This window comes from uncultured Gimesia sp., assembly GCF_963976445.1.
Classification (GTDB): domain Bacteria; phylum Planctomycetota; class Planctomycetia; order Planctomycetales; family Planctomycetaceae; genus Gimesia.
Window position 1 is genome coordinate 118,088 of record NZ_CAXBKP010000016.1, and the last position, 23,353, is coordinate 141,440.

The following is a 23,353-nucleotide window of genomic DNA, read 5'->3' on the forward strand; positions in this document are numbered from 1 at the left end:
AATATGAACTCGACAGCAGATAAAAAATTAGATCCTGATCAAATTAATGTGATCCTAGCCACAGACTGTGGTAGCACGACCACCAAAGCGATTCTGATCGAGAAAAAAAATGGCGAATACCGGCAGACGTTTCGAGGCGAAGCTCCTACTACGGTGGAAGAGCCAGCCGCCGATGTGACGGTCGGCGTTGTGAATGCCGTGACGGAAGTGGGCGAATTGGCGGGTCGCAAACTGATTGATGACAATGGAGAAATTATCCGTCCTGCACAAGGTGATACTGGCTGCGACATTTATATTTCGACTTCCAGTGCGGGTGGTGGATTGCAAATGATGGTGGCGGGCGTCGTACGCGAAATGTCAGCCGCCAGCGCCAAACGTGCCGCTCTGGGTGCCGGGGCGATTGTAATGGACATGCTCTGCTCCAATGACAAACGCCTGCCTCACGAACAAATTCAACGCATCCGTGAATTGCGGCCTGATATGATCCTGCTCGCCGGCGGCACCGATGGGGGTACTCAAAAACATGTCGTCGAACTAGCAGAACTGATTGCGCCGGCCAAGCCTCAGCCACGCTTTGGCGGCACCTATAAAATGCCGATCATCTACGCCGGCAATCAGGAAGCAACGAAACTGGTTGAAGACGCCTTTGATGACGATGTCAAACTGACATCTGTGGCGAATGTTCGCCCGGTGCTGGAACGGGAAAATCTGGCCCCCGCTCGTGATGCAATTCACGATCTGTTTCTGGAACATGTGATGGCACATGCCCCGGGTTACAACAAACTGATTTCCTGGGCCGATGCGCCAATCATGCCGACTCCCGGTGCGGTTGGAAACATTCTGCAAACAATTGCGGAACGCCAGGGCATTAACGCACTGGGGGTTGATATTGGTGGTGCGACGACAGATGTCTTCAGTGTCTTCGATGGTACCTTTAACCGCACCGTGAGTGCGAACCTGGGAATGAGCTACTCGATCTCCAACGTATGCGCTTCTGCGACACTCCCCATGATTTTACGCTGGGTGCATTTGGAGATGGATCCACGCGAATTGCAGAACCGCATCAAAAACAAAATGATCCGCCCGACTACCATTCCTCAAACGAAAGAAGGTCTGGTTTTCGAGCAGGCAGTTGCGCGTGAGGCGTTACGGCTGGCCTATATTCAACACAAGGAATTCGCAACCACACTCAAAGGAGTCCAGCAGCAACGAACAGTAGGGGATACCTTCAGCCAGAATAGCAGCGGTCAATCAATTGTGGATAACATGAAACTGAATCTCCTGGTCGGTTCCGGTGGCGTTCTCTCACACGCGCCGAACATGAATCAGACCGCAGCCATGATGGTCGATGCCTTCGAGCCGGAAGGGATGACCGTACTCGCCAAAGACAGTATCTTCATGATGCCACATCTGGGAGTGCTGTCCCAGGTACATCCCCATGCCGCTTTACAGGTTTTTGAACGGGACTGCCTTGTCTATCTGGGAACCTGTATCGCACCACGCGGCTTGTATCGCCTTGGCAAAACCTGTTTTCGATATCAGATTACTGGAAAGTCGCTCAACGAAACTGGCGAAATGGCTTGCGGTGAAATGAAACTATTACCGCTGGGCTATGATGAGTCGGCCACTGTCACCGTGGAACCAAAACGCGGCTATGATTTTGGAGCGGGTTCAGGCAAACGAATGGAATTCCAGGCGCGTGGCGGCACGGTTGGACTGATTCTTGATGCACGCGGCAGACCGCTTATGGTCCCCGCCGACGAGAAGAACCATTTGGGAGAATTGACGAGTTGGGTCGAGGAAATGAAGTTATACCCTGACACTCATGTGATGGAACATCGATAAAACCCTCAGAGAAGTGACTATTATGGCAAAGGCATATTCACCAGGATTACAAATCCGTCAGCGAGTGCTGCATTCCAGCCGGCGCATTCTCCCCATTCCGGGTGATGTGCTGGTCAAGGTCGGCGAACAAGTCACGTCTCAACAGATTGTCGCGCAAACATTCATGCCCGGCGACGTCACACCGATCAATGTCGCCAATCAAATTTCGGTTGCCCCCTCTGAAGTTCCTGGCAGCATGCTCTTTTCCGTGGGAGACGAAATTCATGTGGGAGACGTCCTGGCCCGCAGCAAAGGGATTTTTGGTTTCTTCAAAGCAGAAACAACGGCGAAAACAGCTGGCACGATTGAATCAATCTCAAATGTAACGGGTCAGGTTTTTCTGCGCGGGGCGCCCCTGCCGATTCAAGTTCGCGCTTATCAAGCAGGCACGATCAAAGAAGTCATTCCAGAACAGGGAGTCGTCATTGAATCAGAAGTCACATTCTTGCAGGGCATTCTGGGAATTGGTGGGGAAACCTATGGAACCATTCAGTTTGCCTGCCAAGATAAAGAGGAACCGCTGGTCTCCTCGCTGCTCGATGAATCGATGCAGGGAAAAATTGTCATCGGCGGTGCCCGTATGACGGGAGAAGCCGTTAAGCGGGGTGTTGAAATTGGCGTAGCAGCCATCATCTCTGGTGGAATGGATGACGAGGATTTGAAAGAAATTCTCGGCTACGACCTGGGAGTCGCTGTCACCGGATCGGAACATATTGGCACAACACTAATCATCACCGAAGGCTTTGGTGATATTGCGATGGCGGATCGGACCTTCAATATTCTCAAAGAACGGGAAGGCGCTGAAGCCGCCGTGAATGGTACCACACAAATTCGTGCGGGTGTAATGCGGCCTGAAATCGTCATCCCGTTGGATGAAAAGATGCAGGCCTCTAACCAAACTGAAGCCAAACAGGAAATTTCACTGGGTCTTTTAGAAACAGGCGCTCCCGTGCGAGTGATTCGCGAACCTTATTTCGGATTACTCGGCGAAGTAGGAGAGATGCCAACGGAATTACGAACTCTGGAATCGGGTTCCGAATCACGGGTGCTTGAGGTGATTCTCCATTCAGGAAATAAAGTGATTGTTCCCCGCGCGAATGTGGAACTCATCGAAGGATAAATTGTTATGTATATAGGGAAACATGTCATTACCAGACCAATGCTTCCACTCCTGCTCTTGATAGCAAGTTTACCGAATGCGCACGCAGCGGAACCGCCGGCTCCGCCGACGGATTTCAGAGCCGAAGATGTTCCCGGCGATGCAGGAACTGGAATCGATCTATTCTGGACACTCTCCCCGGATGACGAGGAAGATACAAAACCACGCAAGGTTTTACGTTATGTGATCTCCCGCAAAGAAGCAGACAGCGATGAGAAGACCCAGTACGAAAACATCGGTGAACCGACTTACCGCGTGAATACCTTCCGAGATTCCAACTGCGAAACCGATGTACCTTATCTGTATCGCATTGAAGCGGTCGGCCAGGAAAATCTGACATCAACACCGGTCGTCATCAGCGAACCCGTGATTGCCTCACTACAGTGGTTTAATCTGGAACGCAGCTGGTTCGCAGTTTTTGTCGTTCTAATCTGTGGTTCGGTGATTGTATTCATTGAAATGGCCCGCAAAGGAAAAAAACTCAAAGTGCGCAAAATCGCCGGTCTGGAAGCCATTACGGATGCGGTTGGACGTGCTACCGAAATGGGGCGATCCTGTTTATTCGTGCCCGGCATTCAGGACATTAACGATATTCAGACTGTCGCCGGTATCACGGTACTGGCTCAAGTAGCCAAAACGACTGCCGACTATCGCGCCCATATTGAAGTTCCGACATCGCGGTCTCTGGTCATGACAACAGCCCGAGATACCGTCGAAGCCGCCTACCTCGCCGCGGGGCGCCCTGATGAATACAACGAAGACGATATCTACTATATCACTGACGAACAGTTTGGTTACGTGGCCAGCGTGACGGGAAAAATGGTTCGCGACAAACCGGCTGCCTGTTTCTACATGGGGGCATTTTATGCCGAGTCTCTGATTCTGGCAGAGACCGGCAATTCGGTGGGTGCGATCCAGATCGCTGGAACCGCGATGCCCACACAGCTCCCGTTTTTTGTGGCTGCCTGTGATTTTACTCTGATTGGAGAAGAGTTTTTCGCCGCTTCCGCTTACCTTTCCGGTGAACCTCAGCAGATAGGCAGTCTGAAAGGACAGGACTTCGGTAAATTGATTGGAGGTCTGCTGCTGATTGCCGGCTGCCTGATCATGACGCTCTCCGCGTATGAATCGCGGGGTGTCGCTCCGGACGAAGAAAACAAAACGTTCCTGCAGTCCGCTCAGACGTATCTTAAAGAGAATATCCTCGGTAAGGGAGGTTTTAAATAATGAAACGAACAATCCCCCTGTTGATTTCCGCAGTCACGGGATTTGTGCTGATTGGCACGGCGTTCATCCCCAAATTTGTGGACTGGGGAAATGATGCGATGGCCTGGTTTAATATCCTGGCCGCGTTCGCATTTATTCTGGGCGGTGGTAACCTGCTCAAAATGCAACTGAAGAAAATTTCTGCGCAGCAGGCGGGCTGGGGATATTCAGCCATCACGCTGATTGCATTTTTCATCACACTAGTTGTTGGACTTTTTAAAGTCGGCGTACATCCGAATGTGAATTTTCCTGAATATGCCTGGTCAGGAGATTACCTTGAAGAGGGAAGCGTCTTCTGGTGGCTATTCGAATATATTTTCTACCCCCTCTCAGCCACGATGTTTGCTTTACTGGCGTTTTATATTTCGTCTGCTGCCTTTCGAGCGTTCCGTGCAAAAAACACGGAAGCGACCATTTTGCTGCTAATCGCTGTCATTGTCTTACTCGGACGTACTTATGCGGGAGTCTGGCTGACCGGCTGGCTCCCAAATGAACCCATTCTCGGTTCCAGCGGTATCACTTACAGTGATTTTCATTTACCCCATTTATCTGAAATTATTATGGAATACTTTACCACTCCCGGAATGCGAGCGATCACCATCGGGATCGCTTTAGGCGTCGCTTCAACTTCACTGAAAGTTCTGTTAGGCGTCGACCGTTCTTACCTTGGATCAGATCAGGAGGCGTAAACGATGCTCGAATTTTTACAAAACCTGGATCGTCGCTGGATCTTTTTAATGATGTTTATCGCGGTCTCCGTACCACTCATCATGGGTACGACGTTTCCGGAAAAACCTTCAGACCAGATCATGGATGTTTTTCATGCCATCGATAATCTCCCCGACGGTTCGAATGTGGTCCTCGCTTTGGATTACGATCCAGCAAGTGAGGGGGAGCTGCAACCAATGTCGTCGGCGTTTACCCGGCATTGTGCCTTGAAAAAACATAATATCTATTTCATGACACTCTGGCCGCAGGGAATTCCGATGATTCAACGCTCGATTGAGCTGCTGGAGAATGAATACCCCAAAACCTACAAAGGAAAATATGGCACCAAGTTTGTCAATCTGGGCTTTCGTGCGGGTAATGAAGGCGTCATTAAACTGGTAGTGGAAGATTTAAGAAAAACCTATTCTTCTGACATCAATGGCACGGATCTTGAGAATATCCCGCTCACCAAAAATCTCAAGAACATTCAACAGGTTGACCTGTTAGCGAATGTCAGTGCCGGTTATCCCGGCTCCAAAGAGTGGGTACTGTATGGATCGGCTCCGTTTGATATTCCGACCGTCGTCGGCTGCACCGGGGTGCAGGCACCGACAATGCTGCCTTATATACCACAGCAGATGATTGGCATGATCGCCGCTATCAAAGGTGCGGCAGAATACGAGCAGGCAATTATCAATGGTTATCCCGAACTCGAAAAGAACCCAAATGCTAAAGAAGGACTGAAACGCATGGGGCCACAATTGGTGGCACACGTGCTGCTGATCAGTCTGATTGCTCTGGGTAATGTGATCTATTTCTGGGAACGAAAGCAGGGAACGGCTTAATGAAACAGTCAACACTTATCTGGACACTGCTGATGATATTTGGTGGTTTGGGTCTGGTCTCCGTTCAATTATTCCGCGGTAAAGGAGAAGTTTACGTCCGTGAAGTTCCCGTCGAAGCGAAAGCATCACAGCCTGGCTCTCCGGAACAAGTTTACCACTGGTCCAAATCCCAACGGGTTTCCACGACAGAAAAAGGCAAACCGGGCGTCAGCTTTAGTCTGTCGCGCACCTTGGGATTGTGGGTGGCCGCTTTTTGTACGCTGGCCATCTTTTCCTTTCTCTATGGTGATAACCCACTCTACAAATTTACGGAATCCGTGTTCGTTGGAGTCTCTGCTGCCTACGCGATGGTCGTCGCGTTCTGGACCGAGATCGCGACGAATCTATTTGCCAAGCTCTTACCCGCTCTAGCGCGGATCAGTTTTTTCCCTGATATGGATAAAGAGACTCAGGTCAGTTGGCTTTATCTGGTCCCCCTTGTTCTCAGTATCCTGCTCCTGTGGCGTCTGGTTCCCAAGGGTAACTGGATCGCCCGCTGGCCGCTGGCGTTCTTTATTGGCGCCACAGCCGGAATTCGTCTCATCAGTTATCTCGAAGCGGATTTTGTTGGACAAATTCAAAATACGATCATGCCATTCATCGTCTTTGATTCCACAGGATCTTTTCTATGGATCAAATCCTTGGGGAATTCGATTGTGATTGTGGGTGTGCTGTCGTGTATGGTCTACTTCTTTTTCTCCATCGAACATGAAGGAGTGGTGAAATATATTTCGCGTCTGGGGATCTGGTTCCTGATGGTCACCTTCGGCGCCAGCTTTGCCTACACGGTGATGGGGCGAATTGCCTTGCTCAGTGGGCGGCTCGATTTTCTGTTTAACAACTGGTTGGGAATCTAAGCCATTTCCAGATTTATTTTGTGACGCCACACCTGTTAAGTCTATTACGTTCAATAAGATAAAACAGCCATCTTGATCACCAATTGCGTTCCCCTTGCCTGCCTCTTTGTTCTGATTCGTTCAGTGGGAAGTAGAGGAACCACTCATTCACGTTCGATGAGAACTGTATGAAGAAATTACTTTTGTTTAAAGCAAACACTCAATACCCTACGCGATCGTTTCTGCTTCTGCTATATTTGGGCTCAGCCCACCGGTCGCGCGCCCCGTGTCGACTGTTTAATGATCCCAGGGAAGAAAACAAGAGAAATGAATTCGCAGCCTGCCTGTGCTGACGCGGAACCAAAAAAAGATCACGACGAAATCTCCACCACCCATAAATATTTTCCTGGCTGGACGATGCTGGGAATTGCTGCGATGGCGCAATTTTTGTCGGCTCCCGGCCAGTCATTTTCCGTCGCTGTTTTCAAAGACCCAATGCGAGCTGGGCTGGGGCTATCAGAAACACAGTACTCCTTAGCCTACGGATTTGCCACCATTGTCAGCGCCTGCTTACTCCCCTTTGTCGGTCGGATGCTGGATCGCTGGGGCGCACGAATCATTTTACCAGTGACGGCAACGGGACTGGCTTTGGCCTGCTTTTTCATGTCCCGCATCCACACACTCCCGGAACTGTATATCGGATTCAGTCTGGTGCGCAGCCTGGGACAAGGGGCACTCACATTAATTTCGGTCTGGATGGTGGGTGAGTGGTTCGAAAAAAAAAGAGGCCGCGCCACTGCCCTGGCTGGTTTTGGGAGTGCCTTTTCCGTCATGACGGTGCCGTTACTCAATAGTTGGCTGATTACTCACTATGGATGGAAAACCGGCTGGATCTTTCATGCTGTCACCGTTGCCGTCTGTTTGATTGTGCCTGGAATCCTTATCGTCAGAAACCGCCCGGAAGACATGGGCCTGCATCCCGATGGCATCGATCCTGCTGAGGAACCGGATCCAGAGCCAGAAGAAGAAACCCCCGGAAAGAAACCGAGACGCCCATTAATCACTGCCACGATTGAATCCTGGACTGTGCGCGAAGTGCTGCGTGATCCTACGTTCTGGAAACTGTTAACCGTAATCACTACACATGCCCTGGTAGGTACCGGACTGGTATTCCATCAGATTTCATTACTGGGCAGTCATGGTGTTTCCGAAAACTGGGCCATCAGAATGATGTCCTTCCAGGCAATTTGTGCGACGGTATTGATGTTTCCCGCGGGCTGGGTCACCGACCGACTTCCCAGCCGCTATATCCTGTGTTTCTCTATGCTCTGTTTATCTGTCGCGAATCTAATCGTTTTGACAATGCCCGCCATCTGGATGGTGGTCGGTTATTCTTTTTTACTGGGTCTGACCGGCAGTATTTTTCGCAGCACGGCGACAGTCGTCTGGATCAATTATTACGGCCGCATGAATCAGGGTGCTGTCCGCGGCGTTGCCTGGTCAATGATGATTCTGGCTTCCGCGCTGGGCCCCTTGCCGGTTGCAATGTCGATCGATTATTTCGGATCGTATAACCCGGTCTTGTGTTTATTCACTGTCATGCCACTTGTCGCAGCAGCCGCCGTCTGGTCAGCTCACCCTCCTCGGTTGTTTAAAAAACAAGAAGAGAATGAACCCGAACCGGCCGTCTAGTTTGAATCGTCCTTTACGAGCGTGACTTTTCGGATATCTGATACCAGCGCTGATCAATTTGCAGAATCACATTTCCCAGCGACAGATATTTGGCGAGCCGCTGATCCTGTTTAAGCAATTGGAAATATTCTACCGATCCGACTTCGATCATTTTGAGATCTTTATGTAGCTGTGGGTCATACAGGCTTTCATTCCAGAACGGTCCTGTTGATTGATAGAATGTGCGATTGCCGATATAGCGAATCGAATTTAAAGCCGAACCACTCTTATTGAACTTCTTCATTTCACGTTCCGCCTGTTCGTAAAAGCGGGCCGCATTTCCACTTTTACCGGCTGCATATCGGTCCCGGTTGGAACTTTGCGCATCAAGAACCTGTTCCTGCCGCACACTTTCACTCGCCCGACGTTTGAACCCATCATAGGCCAGTTCTTTTTGGAGTTTCTGTTCCAATTTCTCACGATACGTTCTCAATAATGGCATCGGACGATTTCCGGAAACGGTATCATCGGCCATTAAGAAACTCGTATAGGGCGTCACAATGCCATGTTGTTTCGCGAGCAAGGTAATTTCGTCTACCAACTCCTGATCCGGTTTCGCCTGTCCGTTATTGCGAATTTGCGCAATCAGATAATCAACTTTCTGCCCTGCCCAGAGCCGAGGCACAAAACTGTTTTTATCATCGGCTGATTCCAGGGGGAATTCCAGCTGATAGGACTGCGTCATTTTAGCGCCGTTGATCGTGCCTGTCAGATGAATTGTTTTCGAACCTGAACCTGCATAACGTCCATAAATCAATAATTGTTCGCCTTTGAAGATATCTTTTACCTGTCGCGGATAGACATCGATTACTTCCACACCTGCAAAATCGATCGACACATCTGTCATGATCGGGCTGCCGACCCGGTCGAAAAATTGACTGATTTTTTTCGTCAGGTCTTCATCGGGCAAAATGTAATCCGCCTCTCCACGATGATCAAAGGCCAGAAAGTCGAGCAGCTTCGTATTCACATCGTATCCCTCACCAAAGACGAACAGCCTGACATCTTCCGTATTCTGCTGCGAGATGGTTTTCAACAGTTTCTGGGCATCGCGTTCGCCAACGGTGGGGAAACCATCGGTAGAGAAAACAATCATTTTCAGTCGCTGACTGGTTGCTGATTTTTCAGTTTTAAGATGCTTCAAAGAGAGTAACAACGCTTCTTCAATCGCAGTTGCTCCGCGGGCCGTCATCGCATCGGCATAAGCCAGCGCTTTCTGCTTTGATTCCTCGTCAAACTCGATTAGCCCCTCTTGATTGAAATGCCGTGCTATTGTACTGAAGTCGATGATATTAAACCGATCTCCGGGACGCAGATGGTTGATACAATACTTTAACGCATCGCGGGCCTGATCCATCTTTTTCTGTTGTAGCATGGAACCTGAGGTATCGACACAGAAGACCACATCTTTCGACAGGACCTGCGTTTCAGTCAGCTTCCCGACGCCCTGACCTTGAGTGGGTGAGAGCATCATCATGAAATAACCGGGTTCACCTGGTTCCCGGTGTGCGATCAGACTGGCACCGACTTCATCGGGACTCGTTTGATAATAAAGGACAAACGGATGTTTGGGCAGATAATCTTTCTGCTTCCATTCGACAGAAACATCCCAGTCTTTTTTCTCAACCAGTTTCACTTGATGGGTCGGACTGTAAATATTCTTGATCGGTTCAGAGCTACGAATATTGACTGTCACCGAAGCTTCCTTGAGCGGTTGCATTAACGCTTTGGGGTTCGTATTGAGCATCTGCAGACGAATCAGATCGCCCCGTTTTTTCAACACCGTCGTGTAAGTCAGTTTGACCATCACAGTTTTCCCCGCTTCGACCCGCGGGATTTTGGTCTGAATAAGCTGGTTGCCATAATACTCCAAGAGTGCAGGCGAGCCTCCTGTTTTCACGATCTCCTGGAATACCTTGTTCGCTTTTTCGACATCCAGGATCTCCGCTTGTATTTCCTTCCCATCGACGAGCACGGACATGTTATTCACCTGCGTGCCCGGCTCCAGTTCCATGTAACAGATGCCCCCGACAATGGCCCGACCGTTTGGATTTCTGAAACCACAACGGTAAGTCTTCACGGCGACCTGGTCTTGAATATCGACATTGATATGATCCAGCCAGACCTGAACCGGTTGAGGAGCCCGCATAAAACAGGCGTACGACATGGTACTGATACTGGATAGCAGCATAGCAGCACCGACGATTCCCAAAATACGCTGACAACCTGGCATGACAGTGCTCCTCTGATGAAAGTGCGTTCCGGTTAAAAGAGATTCGACCTGCTGCTCTAAAACGGTTTTATTCTGACTGGAACTGAAATTTCTTTTTCTGTGCCTGTACTCTGATCGCTCGGATCACAGCGGCATCAAACGTGTTGTCCTTTGACTGGTTTTTCTGTTTCTTCATTGCTTCTTTTATGAACAAACTTCGTTTTTTGGTGAGTTCTTGAATCTGCAGTTGGATTTCTTTTCGCTCTTTCTGCTTTTCACTGATCAATGCCGTCCGTTCCTTGGGAGATAGTTTTTTCAGTTCGGCGGGCAGCTCTTCTTCTTTCAGTTCCTGCAGTTTGACTTTCTTTCCGGCAATGGCTTCGACTAGATCTCCTTTGGCGCGATATCGGCCTGAGCCTTTAAACGCCGCCCGTTCGGCACCGGACGCGGGAGCTGCTTCTAGTGACAATGAATCGGCGGCTGACTGGCTGTTGCTGGATTTTTCCTGTTCTTGTCGAGATCCATAAAAGAGATAGGTTTTGTTGATTCCCCGGCTCAATTCATTCAGTTTCTTATCGTAGGGTGTTTGAGGAGTGACAATTTTCAGTCCATGATTGATACTCAGATAAGAACCATCTGCCAGTAATGCGCCCTCTTTCCACCCCGTCTGGATTCCCGTTTGTTCGGGCCCACAGAAAATGGTGTTAACAGTGATCCCTTTCTGGACGGCGGCCGGGCAGACCACTTTAAAGTCTACCTTTCCCTGATCAAATCCTTCATTGCCGGCGATGAAGATCATTTTCAGACAGTCATGGTCTTCACTCCACTTGAGTCCGTTGGTGGCTGCCTGGATTACCTGGCCACAATATTCTTCACCACCATTGGTTTGTAATGCGAACAGTTCTTCGGAAATCTGGTCCAGGTTTTCCGTTAACGGTACGATTTGTCGCAAATACCCTTCACTGGCGGGCAGGCTGCTCTTCCCGTATTCATACAGAGCGACTTTCATAACGGGAATTTGTCCGTTTTGTTTGGCGGTAGCCAACTCATTTACGATCTTCCAGAGTTGTGTGCGTGCCTGATTGATCAACCCGCTCATACTGCCACTGGTATCAAGTAGAATCGCCAACTCAATTGAGGGCTGTGAAGGTTCTGCTGGCTGCGGTTTTTCCTTTGCCTGGCTCATTTGGATCGACAGACAAAAAGTAAAGAGAATTAAGGCCGTAACTCGAAACAGTTTGCGCATGGAAATTACTCCTGAAATAGTACAGGATTACTGAGAAATGAAGTGCTTCACACTGAGCACCGCTCATTGGACGGCGAGCGCAAAAAAGAAGTTCCCAAAAATTGACCGATTTCAGGAACTTCTTTTTTTATGAAGATCGAATGGCAGAATTTCAGTTCAAGCGTGAACCGCAGAATTTACAGAAGGTCGCATTGGAATCGTGCCCTTCTCTCATACATTCCGGACAGACCTGGGTCGATATTAGTGATGGGTCCATTTTTGAGCCGGAATGCGCTAACTCTGCTGTCACAATTCCCGTCGGGACGATAATCAGGCTATAGCCAAAAAACATAATCATTGCTGCCAGACATTTTCCCAAAGGAGTGACTGGTGTGACGTCACCGTAGCCAACAGTTGTCATTGTGACGATCGCCCAGTACATACTTTGGGGAATCGAATCAAAGCCATTTTCTACGCCGGGTTCTCTTTCGACAGAACCTTCCACTAAGTGCAATGCAGCACCTTCAATGACAACTGCAATGAGGACTGTTGTCAAAAACACAATAATTTTTGAGCGACTGGTCCAGATGGCATGCCGTAGTTCAGATGCCCCGGTCAGCATATGCCCCAACTTGAAGATTCGGAATACACGCAGCAACCGCAAGGCACGAATGACCCCCAGACGCTGCATTTCATCTGATTCCATAAATATCAGATACGTAGGTAAAATGGAAAGCAGGTCCACCACACCATAGAAGCTGAAGACATACCGTAGTGGTCGACGGGCACAGATGATGCGCGCTACATATTCGATGGTAAACAGAATCGTGAAAAACCATTCGGCAATATGAAATTGGAAATCATAAAGGTCATCAAATGATTCCACGCTCTCCAACATGATGACCAGTACACTTAATAAGATCGCAATCAGCAGCACGACATCAAACAGTTTTCCGGCGTGTGTATCTGCTTCAAAGATAATCTCATAGAGACGCTCGCGCCAAGTCTCTGGTTTCGTCTCTTGAGCAGGTTTCGAATCAGACATAGAGAAGCTTTCAAGGATTAAGACGCTGAATACGATACGACGTGTTGCGAAGGGGATTATGTGCTAAATACCTTGATGAGGTCAACCTGATTCACCTGGCAAGAAAGATCTTTTGGATATGAGTGATATACGCAATGGGAAAGTAATCGGATCAATGCTTTTCACTGGTTCCTGATCCGTTTATAATGAGAGACTGTTCACTCCGGGAGAATTCTCCCGCTGCCTGCCTTTGCACAAATTTCCCTCCCAGCCTGGAACAGGTCTGAATATGCGTATCGTTTTCTGGTGTCAGATTGCCTGCCTGCTGTGTGGTAGCACGTTTGCTGCCGAGCCGGAACCCGCAGACTACTTTGAAAAATCCGTTCGCCCGATCCTGGTCAAGTATTGTGCAGACTGTCACGATACAGAAGATTCGAAAAGCGACGTCAGACTCCTGACAGCGAAAACGGCAGACGAAATCACTGAATCGAGCAAGATCTGGCTCAGTGCATCACACCAGTTGCGAAACCGGACCATGCCCCCCGCCGATGAGCCTCAGCCGACCGAAGAGGAGCGGTTACGGATTGCAAACTGGATCGAGACCTATCTGCGTGAAACCGCATGCGATCGCGGCCAGTATGCGGGCCGTGTGTTGCCACGTCGCCTGAATCGGACCGAGTATGATAATACCATACGGGATCTGTTTGGTCTGAACCTGAAGTTCTCGGAAACATTTCCCAACGATGGTGCCGGAGGTGAAGGCTTTGATAACAACGGCGAAACCCTGTTTCTACCACCGATCTTAATGGAACGCTATCTGGAAACAGCTCAGCAGATTCTGGATGCGGCCATTATCACGCCCCCGATCAAGAAAACATATCAAGCCTCTCAATTCCTGCCAGCCTTGAAAGAGAATCAAACGGGGACGCGCACGATCCCTGCGGGTGCAGAAATTGCGATTATCGAAGGCATTTATCTCACCAGCGACTATGCAGTCAAAGTCAAACTGCAAGTGCCCGAGAAAAAAAGTACGCATGTCGTGTTAAAGATCGACGGAATCAAGGCTCATCGATTCGAACTCAGCAATAAAGCAAATCAAACATTGTCTACGGATGTGCGTCTGATGCGCGGCTTACATTCGATTACCCTGGCTATCCCGAAAACTGACGCAGCCGTGAACGTCCTGTCGATGGAGTTAATCGAGCAACGAGGCACGCCGTTTATCGAGAAGAAACAAGCTCATCAACGTATCTTTCAGGTAGGTGGAAAAGATCAGCCACAAAATCGAGATTCCGCACAGAAGATCATTCGTCATATTGCAAAGAAAGCATACCGGCGACCGGTGAGCGAGCAGGAACTTGGGCAGTTGATGCAGCTCTATGACCGCGCCGCTGACCGCGGTGATCCTTTTGAAGAACGCGTCAAGCTGGCACTCAAGGCAGTCTTGGTTTCTCCCCACTTTTTATTTCGTACCGAAGCCAACAGCGCGCAGTCGGAGATGCAACCGATTTCTGATTTTGAACTGGCGACGCGGCTGTCATACTTTTTCTGGGCCAGTACGCCGGATGAAGAACTCATGCGATTGGCTGACGAAGGTCAATTACACAAAGAGGCTGTGTTGAATCAGCAAATCACCCGAATGCTGGCCAATCCGAAAGCACGTGCGTTATCCAAATTGTTTACCGAACAATGGCTGGGTACCAAAGATGTTGGAGGTCGCGTCTCACCAGTAGGCGGCAACTTTCGTGAAATCTATTCATCCGAGTTGGCTCTGGACTTTCGCGAAGAAGCGATTCAGATGATGGATTACATTTTTCAGAAAAATCGAAGTCTGCTGGAAATCATTGACGCCGACTATGCTTTTTTAACGCAACGTCTCGCGAAACATTACGGAGTCGAAGGGGTCAAAGGACGACAGTTTCGTAAGGTTTCGATCTCCGATGGCAGGCGTGGAGGTGTGCTGGGGCTGGGTGGCGTGCATATGCTGACCTCGTATCCGAAGCGTACGAGCCCTGTCTTAAGAGGTGCCTGGGTACTGGAAACACTACTCGGAACGCCCGTTCCTTCTCCGCCGCCGGGCGTTCCCCCACTCAAAGAAAAGAGCGGCAAAAACAAAAAGCGATCCATTCGGCAGATTCTGGAAACACATCGTGAACATGCCACTTGCGCCGCCTGCCATGATATTATCGACCCCATTGGATTTGGGCTGGAAAATTAGGACCTGTTTGGCCGATGGAGAGAAAAGGAACGTGATCAACCCGTCGATGCGACGGGTGAATTTCCCTCGGGCGAAAAATTCGCAGGTCCAGCTGAATTGAAGAAAATTCTACTGAAGCGAAAAGATGAGCTGTCGCGGCATTTCACCGCCAAAATGCTGGGCTATGCATTGGGGCGCAGCCTGGAAGACGCCGACGCTTGTACCATTGAAACGATTGTCAAACAACTGGAACAAAACGGCTACCAGTCACAGACGCTGATTCGTGAAATCGTCTTAAGCAAGCCGTTTCTCTATCGCGATGGAACTGCGACTGAGTTAAAATCAAAAAGTACAAAATAACGTTTCGTTTTTAATACTGTCATACGAAAGACAGGAAGGACAAGAGATGGCTTTACCAATCTCAAGACGAACCATGTTACATGGAATGGGCGCGGCATTGGCCTTGCCCTGGCTGGATGCAATGGCTTCCAGAAGCAGGGCTGCGGAAAGTCTCTCCCGGCCTCCGGTTCGTACCGCCTTCCTGTTTATGCCCAACGGCGTCGTTCCCAAGCACTGGGATCCCCCTCATAATAAGAACGATCAATTCGATTTGACTCCGATGCTCAAACCTCTGGCAGGAGTCAAAGAAGAATTCCTGCTATTGGAAAATCTGTGGAACGAACAGACGGTCGGCCGGAATGGTCATTGGCCGAAAGTTCCCGCGTTTCTGTCTGGTGGATTTGTGGTTCGAACATCGGGCCGGGATATGGATACCGGCGGGATTTCGCTCGATCAGGTGATGTCACGTGAGATTGGAAATCGCACTCCCCTGCCGACATTCGAACTAGGAGTCGATCCTGCACGCAACGGTGTCGATAATATTGGCGGCGGTTTTACGCGCATCTACGGTTCGCATATCGCCTGGCGTGATCCGCATTCGCCGGTCCCCAAGGAAATCATTCCTCAGCTTGCCTTTGATCGCCTGTTTCGGACCAGTTCTGCGGGCCCAGTCGTTTCGGGATTTAATCCGAACCAGCCTCAGGTTGTGAAGTCTCTACAGCGTGATGATACCAGCGTGCTGGATCTGGTACGCGAAGATGCGAAGTCGCTGCAACGGAAAGTGGGGATTAATGATCGGGCCAAAATTGATGAGTATCTGGATTCCGTGCGGTCCGTTGAACGCCGGATTGAATCGGCGATGAAACCACAAAAACGCTGGATCAATGAAGGGCGTTTTGACGTCCCCCGCCCCGGCCCGGGGATTCCAAAGAATCATGAGGAACACGTACGGTTGATGCTGGATATCATGGTGCTGGCGTTCTGGACCGACACCACCCGGATTTCGACATTCATGTTTGGTAATGCCCAGACTGGTCGTAACTTCTCCTTCCTGGATGGAGTGAAAGGGAGTTTCCATCAACTGTCACATCATCGAGAACAGCAAAAAGAACGCGACATGTATGAATCCATCGGAACCTGGCACATCAAACAACTGGCTTACGTCATTGATAAAATGCGTTCCTTAAGTGAAGGAGAATCGACACTGCTCGATAATTCGATGTTGCTGTTCGGCTCCACGATCAAGGATGGAAACCGGCATGATGAGCATAACCTGCCTGTCATTCTCGCAGGCAAAGGGGGTGGCACCATTCGTCCGAACCGTCGCCTGACGGCTCCCAAGGATACGCCGTTATGTAACCTTTACGTTTCGATGCTGAACCGAATGGGTATCAAAGCAGACCGCTTTGGAGACAGTACCGGCGAATTAAAGGGACTGATCTGATTGAAAGAGCCTGCTCTCTGACTAAGTAACACTTAGCCGGGTAGCTTGAGATGTAATAAGGGAAACGGCTTCCCGAAACCATCCTGTTCAGAGCGATGCGCGACTTCAAATCCCAAGTGCAGATAAAAGCCGAGCGCCTGTTCGTTCTGCTCATTCACATCGACAAGATCCGCATCCAGGTCCTTGATCGCATACCCCACCAATGTGCGGCCTACGCCTTTTCCCTGCCAGGCAGGATCGACAAACAGTGCTTCAATTTTTGGTGCATCCACGCCCAGAAAACCGACCACAGCTTCGGTCTCGTCACGGATGCAAAAGAGAGACATTCGCATCAAACAATGGTTTTGCACCAGAGGCTTGAGCGATTGTATGTCTGCTTCCGTCAGAAAATCATGCGTAGCCCGTACGGAAGATTCCCAGACTTCTAAGGCACGGGGATAATCTGCGGGAGTGACGACTGTGATCTGATTCTGGAGAGGCATCTTACTTGTGCGTTTAATGTATGTTGAAAGAAGTAGATTCTGAATTCAACGGAAGAGTGTACTGAACTCGTTCACATAAAAAAAGCCGATTCGCTCGTGAAGAACAAATCGGCTTTGGAAGAGACATTTAACAGATCTTACAGAACTTTGGTTACACCCGGTGTTGGAATCGGGTAGAAACCATTTTCATCGGGAACCGTAACGGGGGTTCCTTCCCAAGAGAACTCTTTCGGCATCAAATCGACGTTTGATGCCATGGCTTCGTCCCAGGTGACTGGCTTTCCGCTATAGGTTGCCAGACGTCCCAGAATGGAGGTCATGGTTGATTTGGCGCCATATTCCGCTTCGTTGTAAGGTGTCCCCTTACGGATGGCAGCAAACAAATCATCGTGTTCCACCTGGTAAGGGTTGGCCTTCTTGCCTTTGTATTTCCACTTGTAACCGGCGTCGGTTTCGTACTTGGCACCGCTGATATCGCAAGAACCTTTGGTTCCTTGAGCATGCTCAGTCACGCTGTTCCAGCAGTTGCGAACGTGTCGACACTGGCTATTCAACCGAGTGCCATCTGCATAGACGAATTCGACAGCGAAGTGGTCATAGATTTCACCATACTTCTTGTCGCTACGAACTTGACGTCCCCCCATGCCATACGCTTTGACGGGGAAATCATCTTTTAACCAGTTACAGACATCAATATTGTGAATGTGCTGCTCGTTGATGTGGTCACCACACAACCAGTTATAGTAGTACCAGTTTCGCATCTGGTATTCCATTTCTGATTTGGCATCTTCGCGAGCCAGACGTGGTTCCCACACTCCACCACTGTTCCAGTAGCAACGCATTGAAGTAATATCGCCAATCGCACCGTCTTTCAAGCGATTGATGGTTTCGATATAAGGAGCCTGGTGATGCCGCTGCAAACCAACACCAACAGCAAGGTTCTTTGCTTTGGCTTTCTTAGCAGCAGCTAAGACTTTTTTGACACCAGTGACATCAGTGGCAACCGGTTTTTCCATGAAGATATGCACGCCTTTATTGACGGCGGCTTCAAAGTGAATCGGACGGAAACCGGGAGGCGTTGCGAGAATCACAACATCGACACCACTGTCGAGGACTTCCTGGTAGGCATCGAATCCGATGAATTTCTTCTCTTCGGCAACGTCAACTCGTTCGGGACGGCCGGAGAATTGTTTCTGCAGGTTGCTCAGACTGCTATCCATGCGATCCTTAAACGCATCGCCCATGGCTTCCAGTTTGACGTTGCCGTCTGTGGACAAGGCTTGCGAAGCAGCACCAGTACCGCGGCCCCCACAGCCTACCAGACCGACTTTGATTTTATCGTCTCCGCCCGCATAGATATGAGCCGTCGATCCTAGACTGGAAAGAATTCCAGTCCCAACAGCAGTTGCCGTTGTTGTTTTCAAAAAGTCACGTCTGGATGTTGATTGATTGTTAGATTGAGTCATCAGAGGCCTTTCCCTAATCTGCAGGTGGATTTGGTCTGTTATACGTTTCCTAATTTACATATGCATTAAGTAAGACAAATCGTTTGTTGATTTTCTACCAGTGCATCTGTTTTCCAATAATTTCCTTCACAATGGCTTACGATCAGCGTCCTTCATCTTCAGGGATTGCTGGATCAAGACCATATTTTTTGCGTTCTTCAGCCGTTGGTACTTTTAAAGGACGCACCACTCGGAATCCCACCATGATCGCATCGGTGTGATACCAGATACTTTGTGGAAGCTGTGGATCCTGAATTTTCCAGTCGGCGCTGGAAGCGATTCGGTTCGCGCTTCGCAGTCCCTCTGGTTCATCATCCCATGACCCACCTTTCGCAACGCGAGGATAGAGGGTGCTTGGTACGTTGATCGGGAAGTTGAGTGTCCCCTTGCCACTCCATTTTTTGTAAGCATCGGGAATATACTGATCGAGCACCCATTCGGAGACATTGCCGTGCATGTCATACAATCCCCAGGGATTTGGTTTCTTCTTACCGACCTTCTGATAGGTGTCATCGCAGTTGGCATAGTGCCAGGCATAGTCATCTAACTTTTCCGGATTATCGCCGAATGAATAAGCGGTCGTCGTACCAGCACGGCACGCATATTCCCATTCTGCTTCTGTCGGCAGACGATAATAGTGACCTGTTTTTTCACTTAACCATTTGCAATAGGTCTTGGCAGCCAACTGAGTCATGCAAATGGCGGGATAGCCATCGTGGCCCATATCAAAGGTCATATCGGTGTAAGGCTTGGTAGGACGAGTCACTACATCGGCGGCTTTTTCTTTTGCGTCCGATTTTCCCCGTAGCAGTTTCCGACGTTGAATATCGAGATTGAAGCTCCAGATATCATATTCGTTCCAGGTGACTTCGTGCTTGCCCATCCAGAAAGGTTCGATTTTGACTTTGATCTGTGGGCCTTCATCCTCTTCCCGATTCTTCTCACTCGCAGGGCTGCCCATCATATATTCGCCGCTGGGAATGGGCACCATGTCGAAAGAAATATCGGTATTCGCAATCTTTTCTGTGTAAGGTTTCATCTCTTTGGTTTTTTCCCCGGCACTCGCCAGAGAAACAGAAAACAGGATTGCAGCAAGGAATGCGTATTTGCCTTGCATTAAGAGACTGTATCGACATACGCTAAGCATCTTAGTTTACTCCGTATCGGTAAGCTTCAATCGGTCTTTTATCAGGGTTGATGATGTCATACGTTTTTCAGACATGCCTGCTGCTCTCCACCTTGTCAGGCAATCAACAGTGCACGGATAGCGAAATTCTGAGTCGGTATGAATTTCAGGAAGTACATATGGGGGTGCAGTGGAGCATCGTATTATATGCTACTGACAAACCAATCGCAAACAAAGCCTCTCAAAATGCTTTTGCCCGTATAAAGGAACTTAATAAAATACTCAGCGATTACGATCCGGAAAGTGAGTTAAATCAGTTATGTCGGTTATCTGGACCGGGAAAACCAATCAAAGTCAGTCCTCACTTGTTAAAACTACTGAAAAAAAGTCAAGCACTCTCACAGGAAACAAAGGGGGCATTTGATGTTACGATCGGCCCTGTAGTGCGACTCTGGCGTCGGGCTCGCCGTCAAATGAAACTGCCTGACAGTGAACGATTTCAGGCGGCCCGTTCGAAAGTAGGCTCGGGATTGATGAAGATTTCACTTCAGAATCAGACCGTTGAACTGACTAAACAGGACATGCGCCTTGATCTGGGAGGCATCGCGAAAGGTTATGCCGCTGATATCGCATTAAGTGTTTTGAAAGAGCATGGCATCACTCGGGCAATGGTCGATGCCAGCGGTGACATTGTTCTGGGTGATCCTCCCCCCGGTACGTGCGGCTGGAAAATTGGCATCTCTTCTTCGGATGCCCCGAATGCGAAGATTGATCGATATCTTCGATTACACAATATGGCGGTAGCGACGTCCGGCGATGCACTGCAGCATGTCGTCATTAATGCCAAACGATATTCGCATATTGTTGATCCGCACACTGGCCTGGGACTGACCGATCAGAGTCGCGTCACTGTGATTGCCTCGGATGGTGTGACAGCAGACAGCCTGGCTTCTGCTGTCAGCGTACTGGGCCCAGCAGAGGGAATCAAACTGATTGACAAAAAACCGGGAACCGCGTGTTTGATTCTCAGACACGAAGCGGGACAACTAAGATCATACGAGTCGAATTGTTTTTCGTGTTATGAACTGGAACAGAATTGAATCTTGAGAGGAACTTCCATGTCTGAGAATCTGGTGTATCTGAATGGCGAATATGTTCCTGCCAATGAAGCAAAGATTTCGATCTTTGACGGCGCGATCAGCCTGGGAATGACCGTTACCGAATCCACGCGCACCTTCGCACATCAGCCGTATCGTTTGCGTGACCATATCAATCGCCTGTTTCTCAGTCTGAAAGCAGCCCGGTTCGATGCAGGCATGACGGCGGATGAATTGGAACAACTCACACTGGAAGTCTGGGAGAAAAACAAGCCAAATTACGATACAGGTACCGATGCCTGGATCATTCACAATATCACTCCCGGAACCTGGGTTCCTTCCAGCGGACAAAAACCGGCGGAGTCAAAACCAACGGTGATGATTGTCACTTTACCACTCGATTTATCCTATTGGGCCGACTTCTATCAAGTGGGCTGTCATGCTGTGACTCCTTTTACACGAATTCAACCAGCACAATCGCTTGACGCACGGATCAAAAACCGCAGCCGTTTTCTGTATACGCTGGCTGAGTCGGAAGTGAAACTGGTTGACCCGCTGGCCCAGAGCCTGTTGCTCGACACCGATGGTTTTATCTCGGAAAACAAAGGAGGCAACTTTTTCCTGGTGACGAACAACCGGATTCGCACACCGAGTACGATCAACTGCCTGGACGGAATCAGTCGACAAACGATTTTTCTATTGGCCGAGAAGCTCAATATTCCCATCGAAGAATGCCAGCTACTGCCCTACGACGTGATCACCGCGGACGAAGCTTTTTTCACCAGCACGCCTTATTGCATCATGCCGACGACGAAGTTTAATGGCACCATGATTGGCGATGGCCAAGTCGGTCCGATCACGAAGAAGCTGCTGGCGGCATGGAGTGAGATGGTGGGCGTTGATCTAGTCGAACAGGCGCAGTCAGTTTAACATTCTAACGCAAGCGTTATTTGTTTGTACCAGTAAAAGATGTTTGCTTGGGGCGTCTGGATGCAACCGACAAATACGCAAAGGGAACGCACCACAGAGCGATGAGTGAATACATCACAATCTGATTATATTTCGTGCCTTCCAGCAATTTGTCTGCCAGAATGATTGCACAAGCAAAGAATATCGAAGTGGTCAGTATCAGAAGTACTGCGGTTTTCGGTTTCATAAAATCACTCCCTTTGCCATTGATTCAGATCTTGTTTTTCAGATCTTGTCTTGTCTTCATCTGAGCATAACAAACCAGTCAACACAAGTACATATCAAACTCTCATTTCCAGAGTGATCGTGTTTGTGCTGCCAAACCCCAGCAGATGCAGAATAGTGGCATACAGAACTCGGATGTGAAATTCTTCTTCCGACGACGGAAAATCGAGCTCATCCATTTTTCGTAATACAGTCTCTGAAAAACCTACGAAATCTGTCACAGGAATCGTTTCTTACAAAGGGATAATTTCTTGCACTCGGGGGAGCAACGTATATTCCAGAACTTCCAGGTGTGAAGGAAGCGTGCAAATATGAGCGACCACTTCTCCCAATTCGTCAGGCTGAATACATTGCTGATGAATCAATGGATCAGACGCAGGTGCATCCGCTAGATCTTCTGTCGTTGAAGTAAAATCAGTGGCTCCCCAGGAAGGCACCACCGTTGTCACCCGAATCCCATGTGCTCGCAATTCTGCATAGAGACACCGAGACATTTGCGCAACGCCTGCTTTTGCTGCTGAATAGGCTGCCCAACCAGGCCAGGCAAATTGCTGGCAGATACTGGAAATGTTGATAATCATTCCCGAATTTTGTTTCCGCATCGTGCTTGCAGCTCGCCGACAGCCAAGCATTGTCCCTATCAAATTAACTTGGATGGATTCGATAATTTCCTTATCAGTCTGTTCGTCAAGTGGTTTGATCCGAACCGCTGAGCCGGCATTATTTACTAAAATATCAAGCTTCCCTGTGTCTGCTAAAACACGTTGGATCAGCACATCCCAATCATCTGGAATAACGACATCTGCGGCCAGATGCTTCACCCCCAGAAGTTGAGCCGTCTTGTTAAGAGACACAGGATCACGACCAGTAATCCAGACATCCGCTCCCGCTTCTTTGAGAATTTTGGCAATCCCTGCTCCATAACCTCTTGAGCCACCTGTAATAACGGCTGTCTTCCCCACTAATGATTGTGCCACAAACAATGCCCCTTCTTTTTTAGTTAATCTTGATTTGTTTTGATCGACTTAATTTTTGATTGA

Annotated in this window: 21 protein-coding genes; 12 read left to right on the forward strand and 9 right to left on the reverse strand. The window is 49.2% G+C overall.

Going from position 1 to position 23,353, the window contains the following annotated elements:
• Window positions 1-3 precede the first annotated feature (3 nt).
• The 7 genes from AAC022_RS17580 (at window position 4) to AAC022_RS17610 (ending at window position 8,429) form a co-directional block, all read left to right on the forward strand.
• Window positions 4-1,845: a glutamate mutase L gene (locus AAC022_RS17580; RefSeq protein WP_339733168.1), complete on the forward strand. Its 1,842-nt coding sequence runs from the start codon at window positions 4-6 to the stop codon at window positions 1,843-1,845.
• Window positions 1,846-1,867: 22 nt separating this feature from the next.
• Window positions 1,868-3,004, forward strand: coding sequence for a hypothetical protein (locus tag AAC022_RS17585; RefSeq protein WP_339733170.1), 1,137 nt, complete (start codon window positions 1,868-1,870; stop codon window positions 3,002-3,004).
• Window positions 3,005-3,010: 6 nt separating this feature from the next.
• Entirely contained in the window at window positions 3,011-4,270 is a 1,260-nt protein-coding gene (locus AAC022_RS17590; RefSeq protein ID WP_339733172.1) for a DUF6754 domain-containing protein, read from the forward strand.
• Window positions 4,270-4,998 (forward strand): hypothetical protein, encoded by a 729-nt coding sequence (locus tag AAC022_RS17595; protein WP_339733174.1) that lies wholly within the window; start codon window positions 4,270-4,272, stop codon window positions 4,996-4,998. Before AAC022_RS17590 ends, AAC022_RS17595 begins: the two co-directional genes overlap by 1 nt.
• 3 nt (window positions 4,999-5,001) lie before the next feature.
• Complete coding sequence (locus tag AAC022_RS17600) at window positions 5,002-5,862, forward strand: hypothetical protein (protein WP_339733176.1); 861 nt, start codon at window positions 5,002-5,004, stop codon at window positions 5,860-5,862.
• A complete protein-coding gene (locus AAC022_RS17605; RefSeq protein ID WP_339733178.1) occupies window positions 5,862-6,758 on the forward strand; it encodes a hypothetical protein in 897 nt (298 codons plus the stop codon). Before AAC022_RS17600 ends, AAC022_RS17605 begins: the two co-directional genes overlap by 1 nt.
• Before the next feature lie 306 nt (window positions 6,759-7,064).
• The gene (locus AAC022_RS17610; RefSeq protein WP_339733180.1) at window positions 7,065-8,429 is read left to right on the forward strand and encodes an MFS transporter; all 1,365 of its coding nucleotides are present in this window, start codon (window positions 7,065-7,067) and stop codon (window positions 8,427-8,429) included.
• 13 nt (window positions 8,430-8,442) lie between these two features.
• Here the strand turns inward: AAC022_RS17610 and AAC022_RS17615 are convergent, their stop codons facing one another.
• From AAC022_RS17615 to AAC022_RS17625, 3 genes are all read right to left on the reverse strand, one after another.
• On the reverse strand, window positions 8,443-10,701 hold the full coding sequence (locus AAC022_RS17615; RefSeq protein ID WP_339733182.1) for a VIT and VWA domain-containing protein: 2,259 nt from the start codon (window positions 10,699-10,701) through the stop codon (window positions 8,443-8,445).
• A 67-nt stretch (window positions 10,702-10,768) separates the two neighbouring features.
• Window positions 10,769-11,926 (reverse strand): VWA domain-containing protein, encoded by a 1,158-nt coding sequence (locus AAC022_RS17620; protein WP_339733184.1) that lies wholly within the window; start codon window positions 11,924-11,926, stop codon window positions 10,769-10,771.
• Between the two features lie 151 nt (window positions 11,927-12,077).
• Window positions 12,078-12,950 carry an ion transporter gene (locus AAC022_RS17625; protein WP_339733186.1) on the reverse strand — a complete coding sequence of 291 codons (873 nt, stop codon included), beginning with the start codon at window positions 12,948-12,950 and terminating at the stop codon, window positions 12,078-12,080.
• Between the two features lie 268 nt (window positions 12,951-13,218).
• Between AAC022_RS17625 and AAC022_RS17630 the strand changes: the two genes are divergently transcribed.
• Genes AAC022_RS17630 through AAC022_RS17640 form a run of 3 tightly spaced genes read left to right on the forward strand, consistent with a single transcriptional unit; the run spans window position 13,219 to window position 16,909 of the window.
• The gene (locus AAC022_RS17630) at window positions 13,219-15,147 is read left to right on the forward strand and encodes a DUF1592 domain-containing protein (RefSeq protein ID WP_339733188.1); all 1,929 of its coding nucleotides are present in this window, start codon (window positions 13,219-13,221) and stop codon (window positions 15,145-15,147) included.
• Between the two features lie 3 nt (window positions 15,148-15,150).
• Window positions 15,151-15,486, forward strand: a complete 336-nt coding sequence (locus tag AAC022_RS17635) for a DUF1585 domain-containing protein (RefSeq protein ID WP_339733247.1) — start codon at window positions 15,151-15,153, stop codon at window positions 15,484-15,486.
• A 46-nt stretch (window positions 15,487-15,532) separates the two neighbouring features.
• Window positions 15,533-16,909, forward strand: coding sequence for a DUF1552 domain-containing protein (locus AAC022_RS17640; RefSeq protein ID WP_339733190.1), 1,377 nt, complete (start codon window positions 15,533-15,535; stop codon window positions 16,907-16,909).
• Window positions 16,910-16,941: 32 nt separating this feature from the next.
• On the opposite strand, the gene AAC022_RS17645 is transcribed toward AAC022_RS17640, so the two are convergent.
• The 3 genes from AAC022_RS17645 to AAC022_RS17655 form a co-directional block, all read right to left on the reverse strand.
• A complete protein-coding gene (locus AAC022_RS17645; RefSeq protein ID WP_339733192.1) occupies window positions 16,942-17,391 on the reverse strand; it encodes a GNAT family N-acetyltransferase in 450 nt (149 codons plus the stop codon).
• Between the two features lie 137 nt (window positions 17,392-17,528).
• Window positions 17,529-18,857: a Gfo/Idh/MocA family oxidoreductase gene (locus AAC022_RS17650; protein ID WP_339733194.1), complete on the reverse strand. Its 1,329-nt coding sequence runs from the start codon at window positions 18,855-18,857 to the stop codon at window positions 17,529-17,531.
• A gap of 142 nt (window positions 18,858-18,999) precedes the next feature.
• A complete protein-coding gene (locus tag AAC022_RS17655) occupies window positions 19,000-20,043 on the reverse strand; it encodes a formylglycine-generating enzyme family protein (RefSeq protein WP_339733196.1) in 1,044 nt (347 codons plus the stop codon).
• A gap of 50 nt (window positions 20,044-20,093) precedes the next feature.
• On the opposite strand from AAC022_RS17655, the gene AAC022_RS17660 reads away from it, so the two are divergent.
• Window positions 20,094-21,122, forward strand: coding sequence for an FAD:protein FMN transferase (locus AAC022_RS17660; protein ID WP_339733199.1), 1,029 nt, complete (start codon window positions 20,094-20,096; stop codon window positions 21,120-21,122).
• 18 nt (window positions 21,123-21,140) lie between these two features.
• The gene (locus tag AAC022_RS17665; protein WP_339733201.1) at window positions 21,141-22,049 is read left to right on the forward strand and encodes an aminotransferase class IV; all 909 of its coding nucleotides are present in this window, start codon (window positions 21,141-21,143) and stop codon (window positions 22,047-22,049) included.
• A 16-nt stretch (window positions 22,050-22,065) separates the two neighbouring features.
• Here the strand turns inward: AAC022_RS17665 and AAC022_RS17670 are convergent, their stop codons facing one another.
• The 3 genes from AAC022_RS17670 to AAC022_RS17680 form a co-directional block, all read right to left on the reverse strand.
• The gene (locus AAC022_RS17670) at window positions 22,066-22,275 is read right to left on the reverse strand and encodes a hypothetical protein (RefSeq protein ID WP_339733203.1); all 210 of its coding nucleotides are present in this window, start codon (window positions 22,273-22,275) and stop codon (window positions 22,066-22,068) included.
• Between the two features lie 94 nt (window positions 22,276-22,369).
• The gene (locus AAC022_RS17675; RefSeq protein ID WP_339733205.1) at window positions 22,370-22,534 is read right to left on the reverse strand and encodes a hypothetical protein; all 165 of its coding nucleotides are present in this window, start codon (window positions 22,532-22,534) and stop codon (window positions 22,370-22,372) included.
• 12 nt (window positions 22,535-22,546) lie between these two features.
• Window positions 22,547-23,290 carry an SDR family oxidoreductase gene (locus AAC022_RS17680; protein ID WP_339733207.1) on the reverse strand — a complete coding sequence of 248 codons (744 nt, stop codon included), beginning with the start codon at window positions 23,288-23,290 and terminating at the stop codon, window positions 22,547-22,549.
• Window positions 23,291-23,353: the final 63 nt, after the last annotated feature.

Excerpts from the sequence above, each read along its gene's own strand:
- AAC022_RS17645 (WP_339733192.1), bottom strand. The coding sequence starts at position 17,391 with ATGCCTCTCCAGAATCAGATCACAGTCGTCACTCCCGCAGATTATCCC.
- AAC022_RS17620 (WP_339733184.1), bottom strand. The coding sequence starts at position 11,926 with ATGCGCAAACTGTTTCGAGTTACGGCCTTAATTCTCTTTACTTTTTGT.
- AAC022_RS17600 (WP_339733176.1), top strand. The coding sequence starts at position 5,002 with ATGCTCGAATTTTTACAAAACCTGGATCGTCGCTGGATCTTTTTAATG.
- AAC022_RS17665 (WP_339733201.1), top strand. The coding sequence starts at position 21,141 with ATGTCTGAGAATCTGGTGTATCTGAATGGCGAATATGTTCCTGCCAAT.
- AAC022_RS17610 (WP_339733180.1), top strand. The coding sequence starts at position 7,065 with ATGAATTCGCAGCCTGCCTGTGCTGACGCGGAACCAAAAAAAGATCAC.
- AAC022_RS17650 (WP_339733194.1), bottom strand. The coding sequence starts at position 18,857 with ATGACTCAATCTAACAATCAATCAACATCCAGACGTGACTTTTTGAAA.
- AAC022_RS17585 (WP_339733170.1), top strand. The coding sequence starts at position 1,868 with ATGGCAAAGGCATATTCACCAGGATTACAAATCCGTCAGCGAGTGCTG.
- AAC022_RS17630 (WP_339733188.1), top strand. The coding sequence starts at position 13,219 with ATGCGTATCGTTTTCTGGTGTCAGATTGCCTGCCTGCTGTGTGGTAGC.
- AAC022_RS17590 (WP_339733172.1), top strand. The coding sequence starts at position 3,011 with ATGTATATAGGGAAACATGTCATTACCAGACCAATGCTTCCACTCCTG.
- AAC022_RS17580 (WP_339733168.1), top strand. The coding sequence starts at position 4 with ATGAACTCGACAGCAGATAAAAAATTAGATCCTGATCAAATTAATGTG.
- AAC022_RS17625 (WP_339733186.1), bottom strand. The coding sequence starts at position 12,950 with ATGTCTGATTCGAAACCTGCTCAAGAGACGAAACCAGAGACTTGGCGC.
- AAC022_RS17605 (WP_339733178.1), top strand. The coding sequence starts at position 5,862 with ATGAAACAGTCAACACTTATCTGGACACTGCTGATGATATTTGGTGGT.
- AAC022_RS17615 (WP_339733182.1), bottom strand. The coding sequence starts at position 10,701 with ATGCCAGGTTGTCAGCGTATTTTGGGAATCGTCGGTGCTGCTATGCTG.
- AAC022_RS17655 (WP_339733196.1), bottom strand. The coding sequence starts at position 20,043 with ATGCTTAGCGTATGTCGATACAGTCTCTTAATGCAAGGCAAATACGCA.
- AAC022_RS17640 (WP_339733190.1), top strand. The coding sequence starts at position 15,533 with ATGGCTTTACCAATCTCAAGACGAACCATGTTACATGGAATGGGCGCG.
- AAC022_RS17670 (WP_339733203.1), bottom strand. The coding sequence starts at position 22,275 with ATGAAACCGAAAACCGCAGTACTTCTGATACTGACCACTTCGATATTC.
- AAC022_RS17660 (WP_339733199.1), top strand. The coding sequence starts at position 20,094 with ATGATGTCATACGTTTTTCAGACATGCCTGCTGCTCTCCACCTTGTCA.
- AAC022_RS17595 (WP_339733174.1), top strand. The coding sequence starts at position 4,270 with ATGAAACGAACAATCCCCCTGTTGATTTCCGCAGTCACGGGATTTGTG.